The organism is Haloferax marisrubri (assembly GCF_001469875.2).
Classification (GTDB): Archaea; Halobacteriota; Halobacteria; order Halobacteriales; family Haloferacaceae; genus Haloferax; species Haloferax marisrubri.
Window position 1 is genome coordinate 154,040 of sequence record NZ_LOPW02000006.1, and the last position, 14,493, is coordinate 168,532.

The window sequence follows — 14,493 nt, forward strand, 5'->3', positions numbered from 1 at the left end:
GCTCTGGGGTAGTCATCCCATCCTCGCGCTCGACGTCTGGGAACACTCCTACTACCACGACTACGGCCCGGCCCGCGGCGACTTTGTCTCCGCGTTCTTCGAGGTCGTCGACTGGGACGAACCCGCCGCCCGCTACGACCAGGCCGTCGAACTCTTCGAGTAACGTAGCGTAGCGCAGACGAAACACGCGCTTCCCGCGCGACCACCACAGGTTACCGTAAGAGGGTGCCCGATTGATGGCATCCGGCGGGGCGGGTTCGCCCCGCCAGACCAGCACCCTTCTGCCGATCGTCCACTACATTTTTCGGAGAGTGACGGGACTGAGACTGTCAGTTATGGCTGTTTGTTTCAATCAAAATTCATAACTACGCGGAACGGGATGTGCGGGTAATGAGCAACCCGCCGTGGACCGCCGAATTCGCCGCCCTGAAATCCGACTGCGCCGTCGAACTCGCCGCGCTGCTGGAGGAGTATCCGCAACCGGTCGTCTACGAGGTGATGAGCGAGATGCTCCGCCGCGAGATGCGCGATCAGTTCGCCGTCTCGTTCGCCGAGTCGCAGTTAGACGAGTAGACGCCGAACAAGTAGACGGCGAACTGGGTGGCGGGCGTCGCGTGGGTCGTCAATTCGGCCGTCGAATCGGCCGGTACCGGGTCCGTCCGACGGAACGAGTTTCCTTCTGTTAGTCCGTGTTCACGAGGAGAACCCCGACGGCGAGGACCGCGCCCCCGCCGAGGAGTTCGAGGCCGACCGGTTCGCGCAGGAAGACGGCACCGAGCAGGATTCCGACGACCGGTTGGGCGAAGAAGAAGACGCCGACGGCGCTCGCGTCCGCGTACTCCATGCCCTTGTACCAAAAGTACCACGCGGTCGCGGTGCTCAGGAGTCCGAGATAGAGAACCGCGCCCACGACCGGTAGTGAGAGCGAAATCGAGTCGAACGCCGCCGGATCGAGAGCGAACTCCACGGGGACGAGCGCGCCGAACAGCGGCACCGACAGCACCGTCGCGTACGTCGCGGTTTCGAGCGCCGAATACCGCCGGATGAGCGGCTTTGCGAACACCGAAAACGCGGCGAAACAGAGCGCCGAAAACAGGAGCAACGCGACGCCGGAGACGCTCCCGCCGGCGAGCGCGGCCGCGTCGTACTGCCCCGAGAGGACGACGAGCGTGCCGACCGTCGCCAGCGCCGTCCCGACCGACTTCCGGCGGGTGAGTCGCTCGTCGAGGGCCGTCACACCCAACGCGAGCATGAACACCGGCGTCAGGACGGTCAGCAACGAGCCCTGACTCGCGTTCGTCAGGTCGGTCCCCACGAACTGGGTCGAAAGCGCCGCGGTCAGCCACCCGGCGAGCGCGGCGAACCGTCGCCACTCGTCGCGGTCGAACGACCGGGACGGCGTCGTCGCTCGCACGGCGACGTAGAGCACACCGGCACCGAGCGCGACGCGCAGGAACGCGAGCGTCAGCGGCGGTATCGACCGGAACCCCCACTTACTGACGACGTACATCCCGCCCCAGATAGCCGCCGCGAGGAGCGGAGCGGCGGCGAGGAGTCGGTCGCGGTCCATAGCGGAGGCACACGAACCGGGGCACTAAGAGTGAGGGGAATCCGGAATCGACTGCGGTGGGCGGCCCCTCGCGGGCGCGCTGCAAACCGCATCCAACGACCGCACGTAATCGAGAGGAATACAAAATAACCGCTTTACTGAGGTTCTTTATCGAGTACGCTATTGCATGGAACATGGCAGACGTAATCGTCATCGGCGGCGGTCCCGCTGGTCTGACAACCGCCCTCTTCGCCGCGAAGAACGGGCTCTCCACGACGGTGTTCGACACGGACAAGACGTGGATGCACAAGGCGCATCTGTTCAACTACCCCGGAATCGGCTCCATCGACGGCACGGACTACATGGAGACGCTCCGCACGCAGGTCGACCACTTCGACGCGGAGCGCCACCAGGGCGAGGAAGTCACCGACGTGAGTGAAGGAGACGACGGCTTCGTCGTCACGACCGACGACGGCGAGTACGAGGCCGACTACGTCGTGCTCGCCACGGGTGCGACCCGCGACCTCGCGGAGTCGCTCGGCTGCGCGTTCGACGACGAAATCGTCGACGTGGACGTGACGATGGAGACGAGCGTCGAGGGTGCCTACGCGACGGGCGCGATGGTCCGCGCCGAGGAGTGGCAGGCCGTCATCTCCGCCGGCGACGGCGCGGCCGCCGCCCTCAACATCCTCTCGAAGGAGAAGGGCGAGCACTACCACGACTTCGACGTGCCCGCCGACGCCGAGTCCGTCTACGGCTCCCTCATTGACGAGGTCTAATCGGCGACCCCGGTCGGCCCGGCCGACCACGCCTCCTCGCTACCTCCACTCCACTCCGTTTTTCTTCGACGGCACGACCACCACGTAGCCGCGCGGCTATCGACCCGAGACTCGTGAAAACGACCGCATCACGCCTCAGTCGAGTTCCTCGATGAACGAGTTGATGACTCGGATTTCGTCGTCGTTGATGGCGTGTCCCAGTCCCTCGTACAGTCGGCTCGTCGCGTCGGCTCCGAGCGCCGAGAAGACTCGGGCCGACGCTTCGACTCGGTCGGCCTCGACGCGGGTGTCGTCGCGGCCGCTCCCGAAGAAAACCGGCGTGCCGTCGAAGTCGGGGTCAACGGCGTCGACGGCGTGACCGCCGCGGTCGACATCGTTGTCGTTGCCGTAGCCGGCGTGGGTCCGACTCTCCAGTTCGGGTCCGAGGAGGCTTCCCGAGAGGGCGACGAGGCCGCCGTACCGGCGGGGGTTCCGAACCGCGAACTCGGCGGCGAGAGACGCCCCCTGAGAGAACCCGAAGAAGACGACTCGTTCGGGCGGAACTCCGGCGTCGGCGGCGATGTCGAGCGCGGCCGACACCCGGCCGAGCGCGGAGGAGAGCCACGGCTCGTTTCGCTCGATGGGACTGGCGGCCGGGGCCGGATACCACGAACTCCCGGCGGCCTGCGGCGCGAGGTACATCACGCCGCGGTGGAGGAACTCGTCGACGAGCGTGAGGGCGTGCCGCGCTTTCGACCCGCGGCCGTGGAGCACGACGACGGCCGCGTCGGCGACCTGCGGCGGCGCTCCCGCCGTCGCAATCTCCTGTCCCTCGTGGGGGTCGGTCGCGGACCGGGGCGTGGTCGGGCGGGGTGACATCAGTTCAGTCCGTCGTCGCTCCTGGGTCCAACGCCCACGTTGCCCTCGTCGCCGGCGTCGTCTCCAACGCCAACCGGGAGGTCGAGCGGGCGCAGTTGGCTTTCTATCATCTCGCGGTCCTCCTCCAACCACGGCGGGAGGTACAGCGACTGACCGAGCGCCTCCGGGTCGACGTCGAACGTGAGACCGGGGCCGTCGGTCGCGAGTTCGAACAGGATGCCGCCCGGTTCGCGGACGTACAGCGAGTGGAACACGTGTCTGTCTTTCACCCGCGACACGTCGTAGCCGCGCTCGCGGAACAGGTCGTGCCACTCGTACAACTGGGCCTCGTCCTCGACGCGGACCGCGACGTGATGGATGCTCCCCGCGCCCTCGCGGCCGAACTCGCCGTCCCTATCGAGGAGGTCCACGACGGTCGCCCGGTCGCCCGGCGCTCGGTAGCGGACGCGGTCGCCCTCCTGCGCGACGAGGTCGAACCCGAGCGTGTCGAGCACGCTGGCGGTCACGAAGGGGTTCGTCGAGTGGAGCGTGACGCCGTGGATGCCGCGAATCGCGCGCTCGGCGGGGACCGGACCGTCGGCCCACGGTTCGACCGACGACTCGCCGGTGACGAGTTCGAGGTCGGTGCCGTCGGGGTCGGAAAACCGGATGACCGTCTCGTCGAACCGCTCGAACGGGCCGTCGACGTCGACGCCGCGGTCGGCGAGGCGGTCCATCCAGTAGTCGACGGCGTCCGGCGGAATCACGAGCGACGCGGTCCGAATCTGCGGCGTGCCGGGTCGCCCCGGTTCCTCGGCGGGGTACGGGAAGAACGTCAGGGCCGTTCCGGGCGAACCGGTCTCGTCGCCGTAGAACAGGTGGCGCGTGAACTTCTCGTTGAAGTTCACCGTCTGCTTGACGAGGCGCAGGCCGAGCGTCGTCGCGTAGAAGTCGACGTTCGCCTGCGCGTCGCGGACGATTCCCGTGATGTGGTGGATTCCGGCGGTGTCTGTGAGCATCGAGTTGGGCGGGGTGTCTCGGTGGATGGGTGGGTGGTGGGTGATGGTGGCGGCGTTGGTGCGGTGACGGTGGGGGCGGGGTTCGATATGGCGGGTACGAGAGTCGCGGGAGGGCGGTCAGCGACCGATGGTGCCCTGCCGGGTGACGGGCGCGTCGGGGTCTATCAGGAACGCGACCACGGTGGCGTCCTCCTCGGCGGTGAGCGTGACTCCGGCGTCGTCGACGAGCAGGCCGCTTTCGGTCTTCCCGAAGCGCGTTCCCGCGGCCTCGACCGCGCCGTCGAACACGTAGAAGTACGTGTCGCGGCCCTCGATTTCGGGGAGGTCGGCGCTCGACCCGGCGTCGAGACGGAGGTCGAAGAGGTCCACTTCGTTGCGGACGAAAAGCGGTGCGTCGGACCCTTCAGGGCCGAACAGGTGTCGCCACTCGCCCTCGACGGGGGCGTCGATGGGTTCGTGTTGGATGTTCGGCTCCAGCCCGAGGCTGTGGGGCCGGACGAACATCTGGAGCATCCGGAGCGGCGGGTCGTCCGCGCGGGTGAACTCCTCGTGCCAGAACGTCTCGCCCGCGTTCATCACCATCAGGTGGTCGGCGTCGGTGACGAGGTCGTTGCCGTCTTGGTCGCCGTGGCGCATCACGCCGGCGGGCACCCACGAGATGATTTCCTCGTCTCGGTGGGGGTGCATCGCGATGTGGGTATCTGGGTCCATGAACGACTCGACGATGGTCGCGAGCGGGCCGTAGCCGTGGTCCGCGTGGTCCGGGAGGGCGCGGCCGGGGAAGTTGAAGTAGGTCCGGAACTTCCCCTGATTCTGGGAGACGTCGGTGCGCTCCGCCTTGTAGAGCTTCGTCTCGGAGCCGACTTTCATTACGTGCGCACCTACGCGTCGAATCTATATACCTTCTCGGCGACGTGACCGAAAGCGGGTGACGTCGGTGTTACTGGGCTCGGGAACCGAGACCGTTGACGAATGGCTGGCCGCGAGTCTGCGGGGCTCACGAGACGGCGAGAGTCTGGTTCCGCGTCGACCGCTCAGGTGACAACGGTTTTCTTCGTGACAACCAACGTGATAGTCGACATGGAGACAAGTCGGTGGACGCCACGGCGAGGCTGGCTGTTCGTCGCGCTGAGTGGTATCGTCGCGGCCGGAATCGTCTACGTGTTTGGCCCGTCCGACTCGGGTGTCCTCGCATCGGTCGCGGTTGGGAGCGTGGTCAGTCTCATGTTCGCGGTCGGTCACGTGGTCTCGAACGAGCGGGTGAAACAGACGCTCCTCGATTTGCTGTCGCTTCTGCCCTGAGGTCGTCCCCGCTACGCGACCCTGCGCGACTCTGCGCGACCCACGGCGTCACCACCCCTGCCGCAGTACGAAGGCGGCGTGTCCGACCACGGCGAGCAGGAAGGGAACCGAACCGGCGGGCCAGACGAAGACGGTGCCGAGCGGAATCGCACCCAATAAGAGAGCGGTCACGACGAACCGAACCCACACCCAATCGGCAGATTTCGGCGTCGAATCCGCGGAAATCGAAACGTCGTACTGACGGAGCGTCTCGCGGAACCGTGGTTCGAACTCGTCCGGAACCAGAAACATGGTGGGCTTGTTGACGAACGACTTCCCGTAGTACAGCCGGACTGCAGTCTGGTCGCCGAGCGTCACGAATCGGGCAGTTTCGACGTCCGAAAGCGAGGTCGTCACGTCCGCGTCGCTCCGAAACAGCGAGGGGTCGCCCATGTGGTAGGTGCTTTCGAGTTCGCCGTCGCCGCCGTCGACCGCGACGCGCATGCCGATGAACCGTTCCGAACTCTGGAGGACTGCCGTCAGTACCACCGCGCAGTACATACTGTACACGAACGGGCCGCTGTCACCGGCGAGCGCCCCGAAAATCAGTAACGCGACGGGGACGACGGCGAACACGCTCCACCACAACACGCGGCCGAAATCGATGCCGTTGCACGCGATTCGCTTCGGGAGTTCCCGAAGCCCGGCCATCCCCGCGGTCCACGTTACGACGGCCTCGTTCTCGTCTGGGTGTGTCACCGTTAGTGTCCTTCAAAATCGGCCGGCATATAGCTCTCACCACATCGCCGAGGAGGGATTATACGGCTCGGCACCGATTGGGAGGTATGGCTATCGTCGCGGAGATCCTCCTATCGTCGGACGTCCTCCCGCTCGTCAAACTGGCTCGGTCGCTCCCGAGTCGAGAGATTTCGCTCTCGCAGATGATTCGGCTCGAGGATTCGAAGTACATCTTCATGGTGAGTGTCGAAGCGGACGCGAGAGACGCGTTCGAGGCCAAGGCCGTCGAGCAACCGGAGGTCGTCGACGTGCGGCCCGTCGGTGAGACGCCGGACGGCTGGTTCTATCAGGTCATCACCGAGCGGGCATCCGACGTTCTCGAGTCGCACGACCCCACGCAGTTCGAGGGGGTGTTGATGGAAGCGATTATCACCGGCGAGGGGTGGATAGAACGGAAGATGTTCGCCGACTACGACGCGCTCAGCACGCTTCGGGACCGCTGTCAAGTGTACGGGCTTCCCTTCGAACTCCTCAACATCTCTTCGGACCCCGAACACCCCGATGAACGGGCGCAGTTCGGCCTGACCGACAGACAGTACGAGGCCATGAGGCTCGCCTTCTCGCTCGGGTACTACGACACGCCGCGGACCGCATCGACGGCCGAGGTCGCAGCGGAACTCGGTATCTCGGCACCCGCGCTCTCGGACCTGCTCCGACGGGCAGAACACAGGCTAATCAGTCAGACGATTGCCAACGGACACATCCTCAATCCGATTGCCAGTCGGTGACGGCTTCGACTGCGGTCTCCGGACGGGACAGATATAGCGGAGGGACCGAACTCGGCGGTCAGTACGGTAACTTCGACCCGCGTCGGTGAGACGACCGGGCGAGTGTTAGTTCGCCGCGAGCAGGGGTTGGTCGAACGAGACGCCGGTGAGTTCTTCGGAGACCTCCCACAGCCGTTGGGCGGTGTCCACGTCGTAGGACTGTTCGCTCGACTCCTGTACTTCGGGAGTGCCGCGCATGTTGCGGAACCCGTCGGGGCCGACGTACTCGCCGCCCTCGATGTCCGGGTCGGTCGCGGCGTAAACCATCGCCAGCGCCCCCTGTTCGGCGCTCTGGGCGATAACGGCGTTCGCGAGTTGCATTATCCAGAGGCGGAGCCGAGACCCCGACTGTTCGGGACCGCGCCGCTGGAGGTTCGTCGCGGCCCATCCGGGGTGGCAGGCGACGCTCTTGACGGTCGCGTTCGCCGAGCGAAGCCGCCGGTCGAGTTCGTACGCGAATATGAGGTCTGCGAGTTTCGACTGCCCGTACGCGCCCCACGCGCTGTAGGACTGCTCGCCTTGGAGGTCGTCGAAGTCGATTTCGCCGTTCCTGTGTGCCACGCTACTCTGCGTGACGACGCGCGTCTCTCCGGGGGTGCGGTTCAACACGGGGAGGAGGTGACCGGTGAGCGCGAAGTGCCCGAGGTAGTTCACGCCGAACTGGTACTCGAACCCCTGTTCGGTCTCCTTCCGCGGGATGGCCATCACGCCCGCGTTGTTACAGAGGACGTGCAGTTCGTCGTACGTCGACGTGAACCAGTCGGCGAACGCCGCCACCGAATCGAGGTCGGCGAGGTCGAGTTCGTGAACGACCAGCGATGCCTCGGGAAGGTCGGCTTCGATTTTCCGTTTCGCCTCCTCACCGCGTTGGGTGCTCCGACACGCCATCACGACGTGTGCGCCCCTCTCGGCGAGCATCTTCGTCACTTCGAAGCCGAGTCCGCTGTTCGCGCCCGTCACCACGACCGTTCCGATGTCGTCGGCGAAACCACCTGCGACGTCGGCCGAACCCGTTGAATTGTTTCGTTCAGACATTGCTTCTATTTAAGCGAAGAGAGAATATACAAACTGTGCTAACCAGTTAGCCCATTTATAAACTGCAGTCGCCGTTCCGGTGCTTATTCGCCAGTTACGCACGCGTCGCTTCGGCACGGCGCGGTTCCTCGTCCGGCGGCACAGACGGCTACGTTCTCCCACCGTGGACCGACCGCACTCTTAAACGGGCTTTTCAGTTAGCATCGAACCCATGTTGGTGGACGTACAAATACGGGTGAGGCAAATACATGGAGATAACAGACGGCTGTACGCTACCGTCGTACGAAGGACCCGAGGAGTATTTCACCGGAAGCACCCGAATCGACCCTCTGTTCGACGCACAAGACGCGTCCAGCGCCGCGGCGGCGAGCGTCACGTTCGAACCGGGCGCGCGTACCGCGTGGCACACTCACCCGCTCGGTCAGCGCCTCATCGTGACGAGCGGCTGTGGCCTCGTTCAGCGCGAAGGTGGCGAGATTACGCAGATCCGAGCGGGCGACGTGGTCTGGTTCCCGCCGGGCGAAAAGCACTGGCACGGCGCGTCGCCGGACAAGGCGATGACCCACATCGCAGTTCAAGAAGAACAGGACGGCGAGGCCGTCACCTGGTTGGAGCACGTCTCCGACGAGGAGTACGGTCCGGCGTCTGAGTAACCGCCGCGACGACTAGGTCCACACCAGACCCGTCCCCAGCAACTCGGCGAGTGGGCATCGTTTCGAGCGCCCACTTTCACACGCACCGTACAGATATCAGCACGTTCAGCGACTTCTCGAGCATAATCTCTGTAGTGCAACCGATGAGCGTGGTACGTGTCCACGAGTACGGGAGCCCGGATGCCCTCCGATACGAGGACGTGGAAATTCCGGTGCAGGCTCCCGACGAAGTGCGCGGCGGAAGGGTTCGTCTCACCGAACTACCTCGCCTGCCACGCCCCATCACCGAATTTAAAAGGTACTTAAAGACGCATTACAGATAGCACTAACGACAACACGTTCACTCGCCTCCTTCTAGTTGATGTCGATAGAATCAGATTCGAACCTGCTAGCGGGAAAAACCGCAGTCATCACGGGCGCGAGCAAGGGTATCGGGAAGGCCATCGGAGAACTCTTCGCCGAGGAAGGTGCCTCCGTGGTGCTTACTGCTCGTAGCGAGGAGACCCTGAACGAGACGGTGGACGAAATCACGTCCGCCGGCGGGGAGGCGATTGGCGTCGTCGCCGACGCCGCCGACCCCGATTCGCCAGAGATGGTGTTCGACAGGGCGATCGACGAGTTCGGCCAAGTGGACATCATGGTCAACAACGCCGGCTTCGGCGAGATGGTCAGCATCGAGGACACGACCGACGAGCACTTCGAGCGGGTCCTCGGAGTCAACCTCGTCGGCGTCTTCCGCCACTCCCGCGAGGCCGCCCAGCACTTCATCCCGCGGGGCGAGGGCGTCATTATCAACGTGTCGTCCGTGAACGGTAACACGCCTGTCAACGGCGTGTCCTACACGACGAGTAAGGGTGCTGTGAACACGATGACGAAGCACCTGGCCATGCGGTTTGCCGGCACCGGCATCCGCTGTAACGCCATCGCGCCCGGCGTGACCGACACCGAGGCCGCCAGAGCGTGGAAGAGTGGCGAGCAAGAGGGCGACGACACGATGATGGAAGTCACGGAGAAGTACGTCAACCTAGACGTCCCCGAGACGGAACCGCTCGACCAGGCGTACGCCGCGCTCTATCTGGCGAGTGACATGGGGAAGGCGGTCTCGGGTCAGGTACTGCAAGTCGATAACGCCGGGTGGCTGTGACCACGGACTCCCACCGTCGCCATCGATATCTACCTCAGCAGACAAAGAGAGGACAATGACTACCTGGAAACCGGACGAACTGCGCGAAATCGTGGAGTCCGACGACCTGCACGTCGCGCCGTTCCGCGAGGACGGGGAGACGTACGGCACCCCAACGTGGATTTGGTCCGTCCGGGTCGATGGCGACCTCTACGTGCGGGCCTACAACGGACGAGACTCCAGTTGGTATCAGGCCGCAGTCCGCGAGAACGCGGGTCGTATCGAGGCCGCCGGTCTGACGAAGGAGGTCGCCTTCGAGTCGGTCTCCGGGCCGATTAACGACCGCATCGACGAGGCCTATCAAGAGAAGTACGATGGAAGCCAGTACCTGAGCGCGATGGTGAGCGAGCGCGCACGCTCGGCAACGGTCAAGATCACGCCCCGCTGACGCTGACTGCCGAGCGCGCCCGTTGAACGACTCGCTAGCCGGTTCCGGGCCTTCTCGAAGGTTCCGGTGCTGAAATCAAAACACGTTGACACTCTGGGTCCGAAGCAGAAGTCTTACCACTAGCAACCGAGTTCGATGTAGTAGCGGGATGGGATAGCCAGGAGATTCCGCCGGGCTCATAACCCGGAGATCGGTAGTTCAAATCTACCTCCCGCTATGGTTTTGCCGACCTCAACTCCTGAGCGCCGAGTCTCGGCTCGGCGCGACCCACGAGGTCGGCTCATAGCTCAGTAGAGTTGAACCAGAGGGTCGAGCGAAGCGTCGCGGCCGAGCTTCAACTCACTCCGCCTATCGAGAAACGGGCGGTTTCAGAACGAGATTCCCGGACGCTCAGTCATCGGTCAACGCACTACGCTTCTCGGCGACGACCGACCCGACTGCCGACCGCAACGCCTTCCAGTCGACTCGACCGGAATCGAGTCGCGAGTACTCCTCTCGGACGATGATCTCGAACACGCGTGCGTGAACGTCGGCGGTCGCGGGCGATTGTTGGGCCGCTTCGACGGCTTCGAGAGCCCGGCTGACTCGCGCGTCGGTGACGAGGTCGTCGGCGATTGCTGTCGGCTCCCCTCGTATCGGCTCGTGGTCGTCCATCTCGTCGAGGACGGGGCCTCGGATGAGTGCGCGTCCACCACGTCTGTTCTCGACGATAACCCCTGCGGCGGGGCCGTCGTACCACGCGGAGTCGGGGATTTCGATCCGCTCGGGATGGAAGTCCCGGACGTTCAGTTCCTTCTGGAAGGTGTTTAGCGGCGTCAGACCCAACCGTTCGAACACCCGCTCGGCTTTGTCGATGGGGAACAGTCGCTCTTTGGTCCCGTTCCAGATGGTCCAACCGAGAACTGGTGGCATTCGCTCCCAATCGTAGTCGATGCCGACGTGACACGGTGCGACGCCGAAGAAGACGTACGCCGCCGGGTCATCGACCGCATCGTGGAACGCATCGCGGTCGAACCGCTCTCTGACGTGCCGAACGGCGAACTCGTACGGCGGTGGCACGTCGTCGAAGCCTCGGTCTCGGTCGCCGAACAGCAGGCGACCCGACGGCTTCATCTGAAACCGCAACCGGGGACCAGCGACGTACTCACGGAGCCACAGGTGACCGCTCGACAGCAACTCCTCGGGGGAATCTTCGAGCAGCGGCGTCGTCGGATACGGTCTCACGAGTAGATAGCTTCCACGACGAGACGGATAGTCTTGGTGTGCGCGCTGGCACACCGTGCACACCGTGTGCCGCGTTTCGAGCACCGGTTAGGAGTTCTCGTGGACTGTCGGGGGGTCTCTCAACATACTCTCATACTTAATCATTTGGAAGAATGTACACCGTTGGACACCGAGACCGGTATTTAACCGACCCGGTCAGAAACACCCCTTATGACTGATAGCTCGCTCGGGAAACGGCGCGATTTCCGAGACCTGTTCGACCGACTCGACGGGGTCGCGCTTTGGACGGTATCCACTCCCGGCGAGTTCGACTACATTAGCGCCGGTTTCGAAGACATCTGGGGGTTTCCGCCCGAGGAGGTCACGAACGACGTCGGGCGGTTGCTCGACGCCATCCATCCGGAGGACCGCGACCGAGTGCGGGAGAACATCTACTCCCCGGCCCGAGGACGCCCAGACCAGGCGTACGAGGGTCGCGTCGTCCAGCCCGACGGGTCGATTCGGTGGGTGCTGACGCGGCAAGTGCTTCTCCGTGACGACGACGGCGACGTCTCGGAGGTCGTCGGTATCTGCACGGACATCACGGAGCAGAAACGCCGGGAGCGGGAGTTCGAACTGCTGAATCGAATCGTTCGCCACGACATCCGCAACGACATGGGGGTCGTACTGGGGTGGACCGAGATGCTCGAGGACCACGTCGATGCCGGGGGACGCGACTACCTCCAGAAAATCCTCGACAGCGGCGAGCACGTGGTCGAACTGACGGAGGTCGCACGCGAGTACGTGGAGACAATCGCATCGAACGACAGCCTCACCGTCGGGTCGGTCCCGCTTCGCCCGGTCCTCGAAACCGAGCTATCGCTCCGCGAGGAGTCCTTTCCGGAGGCGACGTTCGTGGTCGAGGGAACGCTCCCCGACGTCGAGGTCGCCGGAGACAGCATGCTCAGCTCGGTGTTTCGAAACCTCCTGAACAACGCGGTCCAACACAACGACACGGACGCGCCGCGCGTCGTGGTCTCGTGTGCAGTCCGAGACGACGACGTCGAGATTCGAGTCGCCGACAACGGGCCGGGAATCCCGGACGACAAGAAAGATATCGCGTTCGGGAAAGGAGAGCGAGGCCTCGGAAGTCCCGGCACGGGCATCGGGCTCTACCTCGTCGACACCTTGGTCACGCAGTACGGCGGCGAGGTCTGGGCCGAAGACAACGAACCGACGGGGAGCGTCTTCGTCGTCGAACTCCCCCGAACCGACTGACCCGCCGGTACACCTGAAGGGATTATCACGCTCGCCGACCGAGAACGGGTATGCAGTTGTTGGCCGGGCCGACGAGGGCGTCCGAGAGCGAGGCTGTGACGGCTCTGAACGGAGGCCGAACGGAGGTGTCGGTGGCGTGACCGAGGAGTCGCTCCCCTCCGAGTACCTCTCGCCGCTCGCCACGCTCGTCGACGAGGTGCTTGCGGGGGTCGGTTACGAGATGGCCGCCGCCACCGACGCCATCGACGACGCCGTGCCCGGTTACGGCGGCCTGTTCGACCCCACGACGACCCCGGGCGAGTTGCGGCGCGCGCTCGATGAACTGCTGGCGTCGGAACTCGCTCAACCGCCCGTCTCTGAGCCGACCGACGACTCGTTCATCCTGTACGTCGACGGCAGTTCGCGCGGCAACCCCGGCCCGGCGGGTGCGGGCGCGGTCATCATGGACTCGGGAGAGACCCAACTCGCCCGACTCGGCCGTCCCGTCGGCTCCCGGACGGGGAACAACACCGCCGAGTACGTCGCGCTCCAACTCGGGCTTTCCGAACTCCTGGCTCGTTACGAGCCACACAGCGTGGAGGTGCGAATCGATTCGATGACCGTCATCCGAGACATCTGGGGTGGCTCCGACCCGACAGAATCGGGTGTCGACGCGTACAGCGAGGCCATCGCCGCGGCACTAGCGAGCGTTCCGAACCACCGCTACACGCACCTGGCCGACAGCGACCCGAACCCCGCCGACGCTCTGGCGACGGTCGGTGCCGATATCGCGGCGCTGGGCCCCGGATAGCGACGACACACAGTCTCTCCCCCGAGCGAGTCGCTGACTACCCGAGTTCATTTCACGAAAGAACAATTTTGACAGTCCGGACAGAGGGCTAGTCGTGCCCTCCGAGACAATCTGGTGGCCTCGACACTCAATTCTATATAGCGACATACAGTTTACTTACTTATCTCGTGAATTAGCCAGTATATTGCTAATCCTCATTGTCTGTGTGCGACAACGACGCAACAAAAAGTATCAACCAATCAGCTACTAACGTCTATCTGGCGAAATCGGGACTCACAGAATCATCGACGGGTCGGGAGTCCGCCCTCCTCTGTCACTTCGCCGGTCAGATGCGCCAGTTCAGCGAGAACGAGTCGTTCGTCGCGGTATCGTTCGTTCCGGTCGTGCTGTTGGTCGTCCCGTTCGTCGTGTTCGAAGTCGCCTTCGTCTGCTCGGCCGGCGTACCCGTCTCGGCTGTGACGGTTCCACTCGTGAGTTCGCCCAGCGGTGCCTGGATGGCATAGCTCGGCGTCTCGACCTGAATGGTGCTCTGGGCGTCGACCTGCACGAACTTCAGTTCGAGCGCGTACTTCGCGTGACCGTTGAGGGAACGTCCCGAGACAGCGCGAAACGGTTGTTCGAAGACGTGTGGGCGCTCGTGGCCGACGAGAGGCCGACGCTCACCGCCTGACCGCGTACTGCTCTACACTCACACTTGCACCAGCGAGGGGGCGGGTGAGCACAACACACATATCGGCTCGCTCCGAATCACGGCCCGAAACCGTGGGACACGAAGACGGGGGCCCGACCGCGTACGACGCTATCGAAACCGGCGACGAACTGGTGAGCTGGTCGCGGACGTACTGCCGCCACGCGGCGAGCCAATACGAGTTCGACGTGGACTTACACCGGGTCCGATGGGAAGTGTCTACTCGCGCGAAACGGCGGGCGGCG

Annotated in this window: 17 protein-coding genes, 1 tRNA gene and 2 pseudogenes; 12 read left to right on the forward strand and 8 right to left on the reverse strand. The window is 64.3% G+C overall.

The window, feature by feature from the left end; translation table 11 throughout:
- Positions 1 to 163, forward strand: a pseudogene (gene sod, locus AUR65_RS06700) (superoxide dismutase [Mn]); the annotation flags it as partial.
- Positions 164 to 390: 227 nt separating this feature from the next.
- On the forward strand, positions 391 to 573 hold the full coding sequence (locus tag AUR65_RS06705; protein WP_058566113.1) for a hypothetical protein: 183 nt from the start codon (positions 391 to 393) through the stop codon (positions 571 to 573).
- Between the two features lie 109 nt (positions 574 to 682).
- Here AUR65_RS06705 and AUR65_RS06710 read toward each other — a convergent pair whose 3' ends face one another.
- Positions 683 to 1,570, reverse strand: coding sequence for a DMT family transporter (locus tag AUR65_RS06710; protein ID WP_058566114.1), 888 nt, complete (start codon positions 1,568 to 1,570; stop codon positions 683 to 685).
- A 173-nt stretch (positions 1,571 to 1,743) separates the two neighbouring features.
- Between AUR65_RS06710 and AUR65_RS06715 the strand changes: the two genes are divergently transcribed.
- Complete coding sequence (locus AUR65_RS06715) at positions 1,744 to 2,328, forward strand: NAD(P)/FAD-dependent oxidoreductase (protein WP_058566115.1); 585 nt, start codon at positions 1,744 to 1,746, stop codon at positions 2,326 to 2,328.
- 135 nt (positions 2,329 to 2,463) lie between these two features.
- On the opposite strand, the gene AUR65_RS06720 is transcribed toward AUR65_RS06715, so the two are convergent.
- The 3 genes from AUR65_RS06720 to AUR65_RS06730 all read right to left on the reverse strand — a co-directional run bounded on the left by AUR65_RS06720 (position 2,464) and on the right by AUR65_RS06730 (position 5,054).
- On the reverse strand, positions 2,464 to 3,186 hold the full coding sequence (locus AUR65_RS06720; protein WP_058566116.1) for an alpha/beta hydrolase: 723 nt from the start codon (positions 3,184 to 3,186) through the stop codon (positions 2,464 to 2,466).
- A complete protein-coding gene (locus AUR65_RS06725; protein ID WP_058566117.1) occupies positions 3,186 to 4,184 on the reverse strand; it encodes a ring-cleaving dioxygenase in 999 nt (332 codons plus the stop codon). The genes AUR65_RS06720 and AUR65_RS06725 overlap by 1 nt, the downstream gene beginning before the upstream one ends.
- Positions 4,185 to 4,301: 117 nt before the next feature.
- A complete protein-coding gene (locus AUR65_RS06730) occupies positions 4,302 to 5,054 on the reverse strand; it encodes a pirin family protein (RefSeq protein ID WP_058566118.1) in 753 nt (250 codons plus the stop codon).
- 210 nt (positions 5,055 to 5,264) lie between these two features.
- On the opposite strand from AUR65_RS06730, the gene AUR65_RS06735 reads away from it, so the two are divergent.
- Complete coding sequence (locus tag AUR65_RS06735) at positions 5,265 to 5,486, forward strand: hypothetical protein (RefSeq protein ID WP_058566119.1); 222 nt, start codon at positions 5,265 to 5,267, stop codon at positions 5,484 to 5,486.
- 48 nt (positions 5,487 to 5,534) lie between these two features.
- Here AUR65_RS06735 and AUR65_RS06740 read toward each other — a convergent pair whose 3' ends face one another.
- Positions 5,535 to 6,176, reverse strand: a complete 642-nt coding sequence (locus tag AUR65_RS06740) for a hypothetical protein (protein WP_058566128.1) — start codon at positions 6,174 to 6,176, stop codon at positions 5,535 to 5,537.
- Positions 6,177 to 6,310: 134 nt separating this feature from the next.
- Here AUR65_RS06740 and AUR65_RS06745 point away from each other — a divergent pair, with 134 nt between their 5' ends.
- Positions 6,311 to 6,991 carry a helix-turn-helix domain-containing protein gene (locus AUR65_RS06745; RefSeq protein WP_058566120.1) on the forward strand — a complete coding sequence of 227 codons (681 nt, stop codon included), beginning with the start codon at positions 6,311 to 6,313 and terminating at the stop codon, positions 6,989 to 6,991.
- 105 nt (positions 6,992 to 7,096) lie between these two features.
- On the opposite strand, the gene AUR65_RS06750 is transcribed toward AUR65_RS06745, so the two are convergent.
- A complete protein-coding gene (locus tag AUR65_RS06750) occupies positions 7,097 to 8,065 on the reverse strand; it encodes an oxidoreductase (protein ID WP_058566121.1) in 969 nt (322 codons plus the stop codon).
- A 248-nt stretch (positions 8,066 to 8,313) separates the two neighbouring features.
- Between AUR65_RS06750 and AUR65_RS06755 the strand changes: the two genes are divergently transcribed.
- From AUR65_RS06755 to AUR65_RS06775, 4 genes are all read left to right on the forward strand, one after another.
- Positions 8,314 to 8,718, forward strand: coding sequence for a (R)-mandelonitrile lyase (locus AUR65_RS06755; RefSeq protein WP_058566122.1), 405 nt, complete (start codon positions 8,314 to 8,316; stop codon positions 8,716 to 8,718).
- Between the two features lie 361 nt (positions 8,719 to 9,079).
- Positions 9,080 to 9,862: an SDR family NAD(P)-dependent oxidoreductase gene (locus tag AUR65_RS06765; RefSeq protein WP_058566123.1), complete on the forward strand. Its 783-nt coding sequence runs from the start codon at positions 9,080 to 9,082 to the stop codon at positions 9,860 to 9,862.
- Positions 9,863 to 9,917: 55 nt separating this feature from the next.
- Positions 9,918 to 10,289, forward strand: a complete 372-nt coding sequence (locus AUR65_RS06770) for a DUF2255 family protein (protein WP_058566124.1) — start codon at positions 9,918 to 9,920, stop codon at positions 10,287 to 10,289.
- 142 nt (positions 10,290 to 10,431) lie between these two features.
- Positions 10,432 to 10,506 (forward strand) — tRNA-Met (locus AUR65_RS06775).
- 173 nt (positions 10,507 to 10,679) lie between these two features.
- Here the strand turns inward: AUR65_RS06775 and AUR65_RS06780 are convergent.
- The gene (locus AUR65_RS06780; RefSeq protein ID WP_058566129.1) at positions 10,680 to 11,402 is read right to left on the reverse strand and encodes a hypothetical protein; all 723 of its coding nucleotides are present in this window, start codon (positions 11,400 to 11,402) and stop codon (positions 10,680 to 10,682) included.
- 321 nt (positions 11,403 to 11,723) lie between these two features.
- Between AUR65_RS06780 and AUR65_RS06785 the strand changes: the two genes are divergently transcribed.
- Both AUR65_RS06785 and AUR65_RS06790 read left to right on the forward strand, forming a co-directional pair.
- Positions 11,724 to 12,770 (forward strand): PAS domain-containing sensor histidine kinase, encoded by a 1,047-nt coding sequence (locus AUR65_RS06785; RefSeq protein ID WP_058566125.1) that lies wholly within the window; start codon positions 11,724 to 11,726, stop codon positions 12,768 to 12,770.
- Between the two features lie 136 nt (positions 12,771 to 12,906).
- Positions 12,907 to 13,560 (forward strand): ribonuclease HI family protein, encoded by a 654-nt coding sequence (locus AUR65_RS06790; RefSeq protein WP_058566126.1) that lies wholly within the window; start codon positions 12,907 to 12,909, stop codon positions 13,558 to 13,560.
- Positions 13,561 to 13,885: 325 nt separating this feature from the next.
- Here AUR65_RS06790 and AUR65_RS06795 read toward each other — a convergent pair whose 3' ends face one another.
- Positions 13,886 to 14,107, reverse strand: a complete 222-nt coding sequence (locus tag AUR65_RS06795) for a hypothetical protein (protein WP_058566127.1) — start codon at positions 14,105 to 14,107, stop codon at positions 13,886 to 13,888.
- Positions 14,108 to 14,322: 215 nt separating this feature from the next.
- On the opposite strand from AUR65_RS06795, the pseudogene AUR65_RS20170 reads away from it, so the two are divergent.
- Positions 14,323 to 14,493, forward strand: a pseudogene (locus AUR65_RS20170) (SprT-like domain-containing protein); the annotation flags it as partial.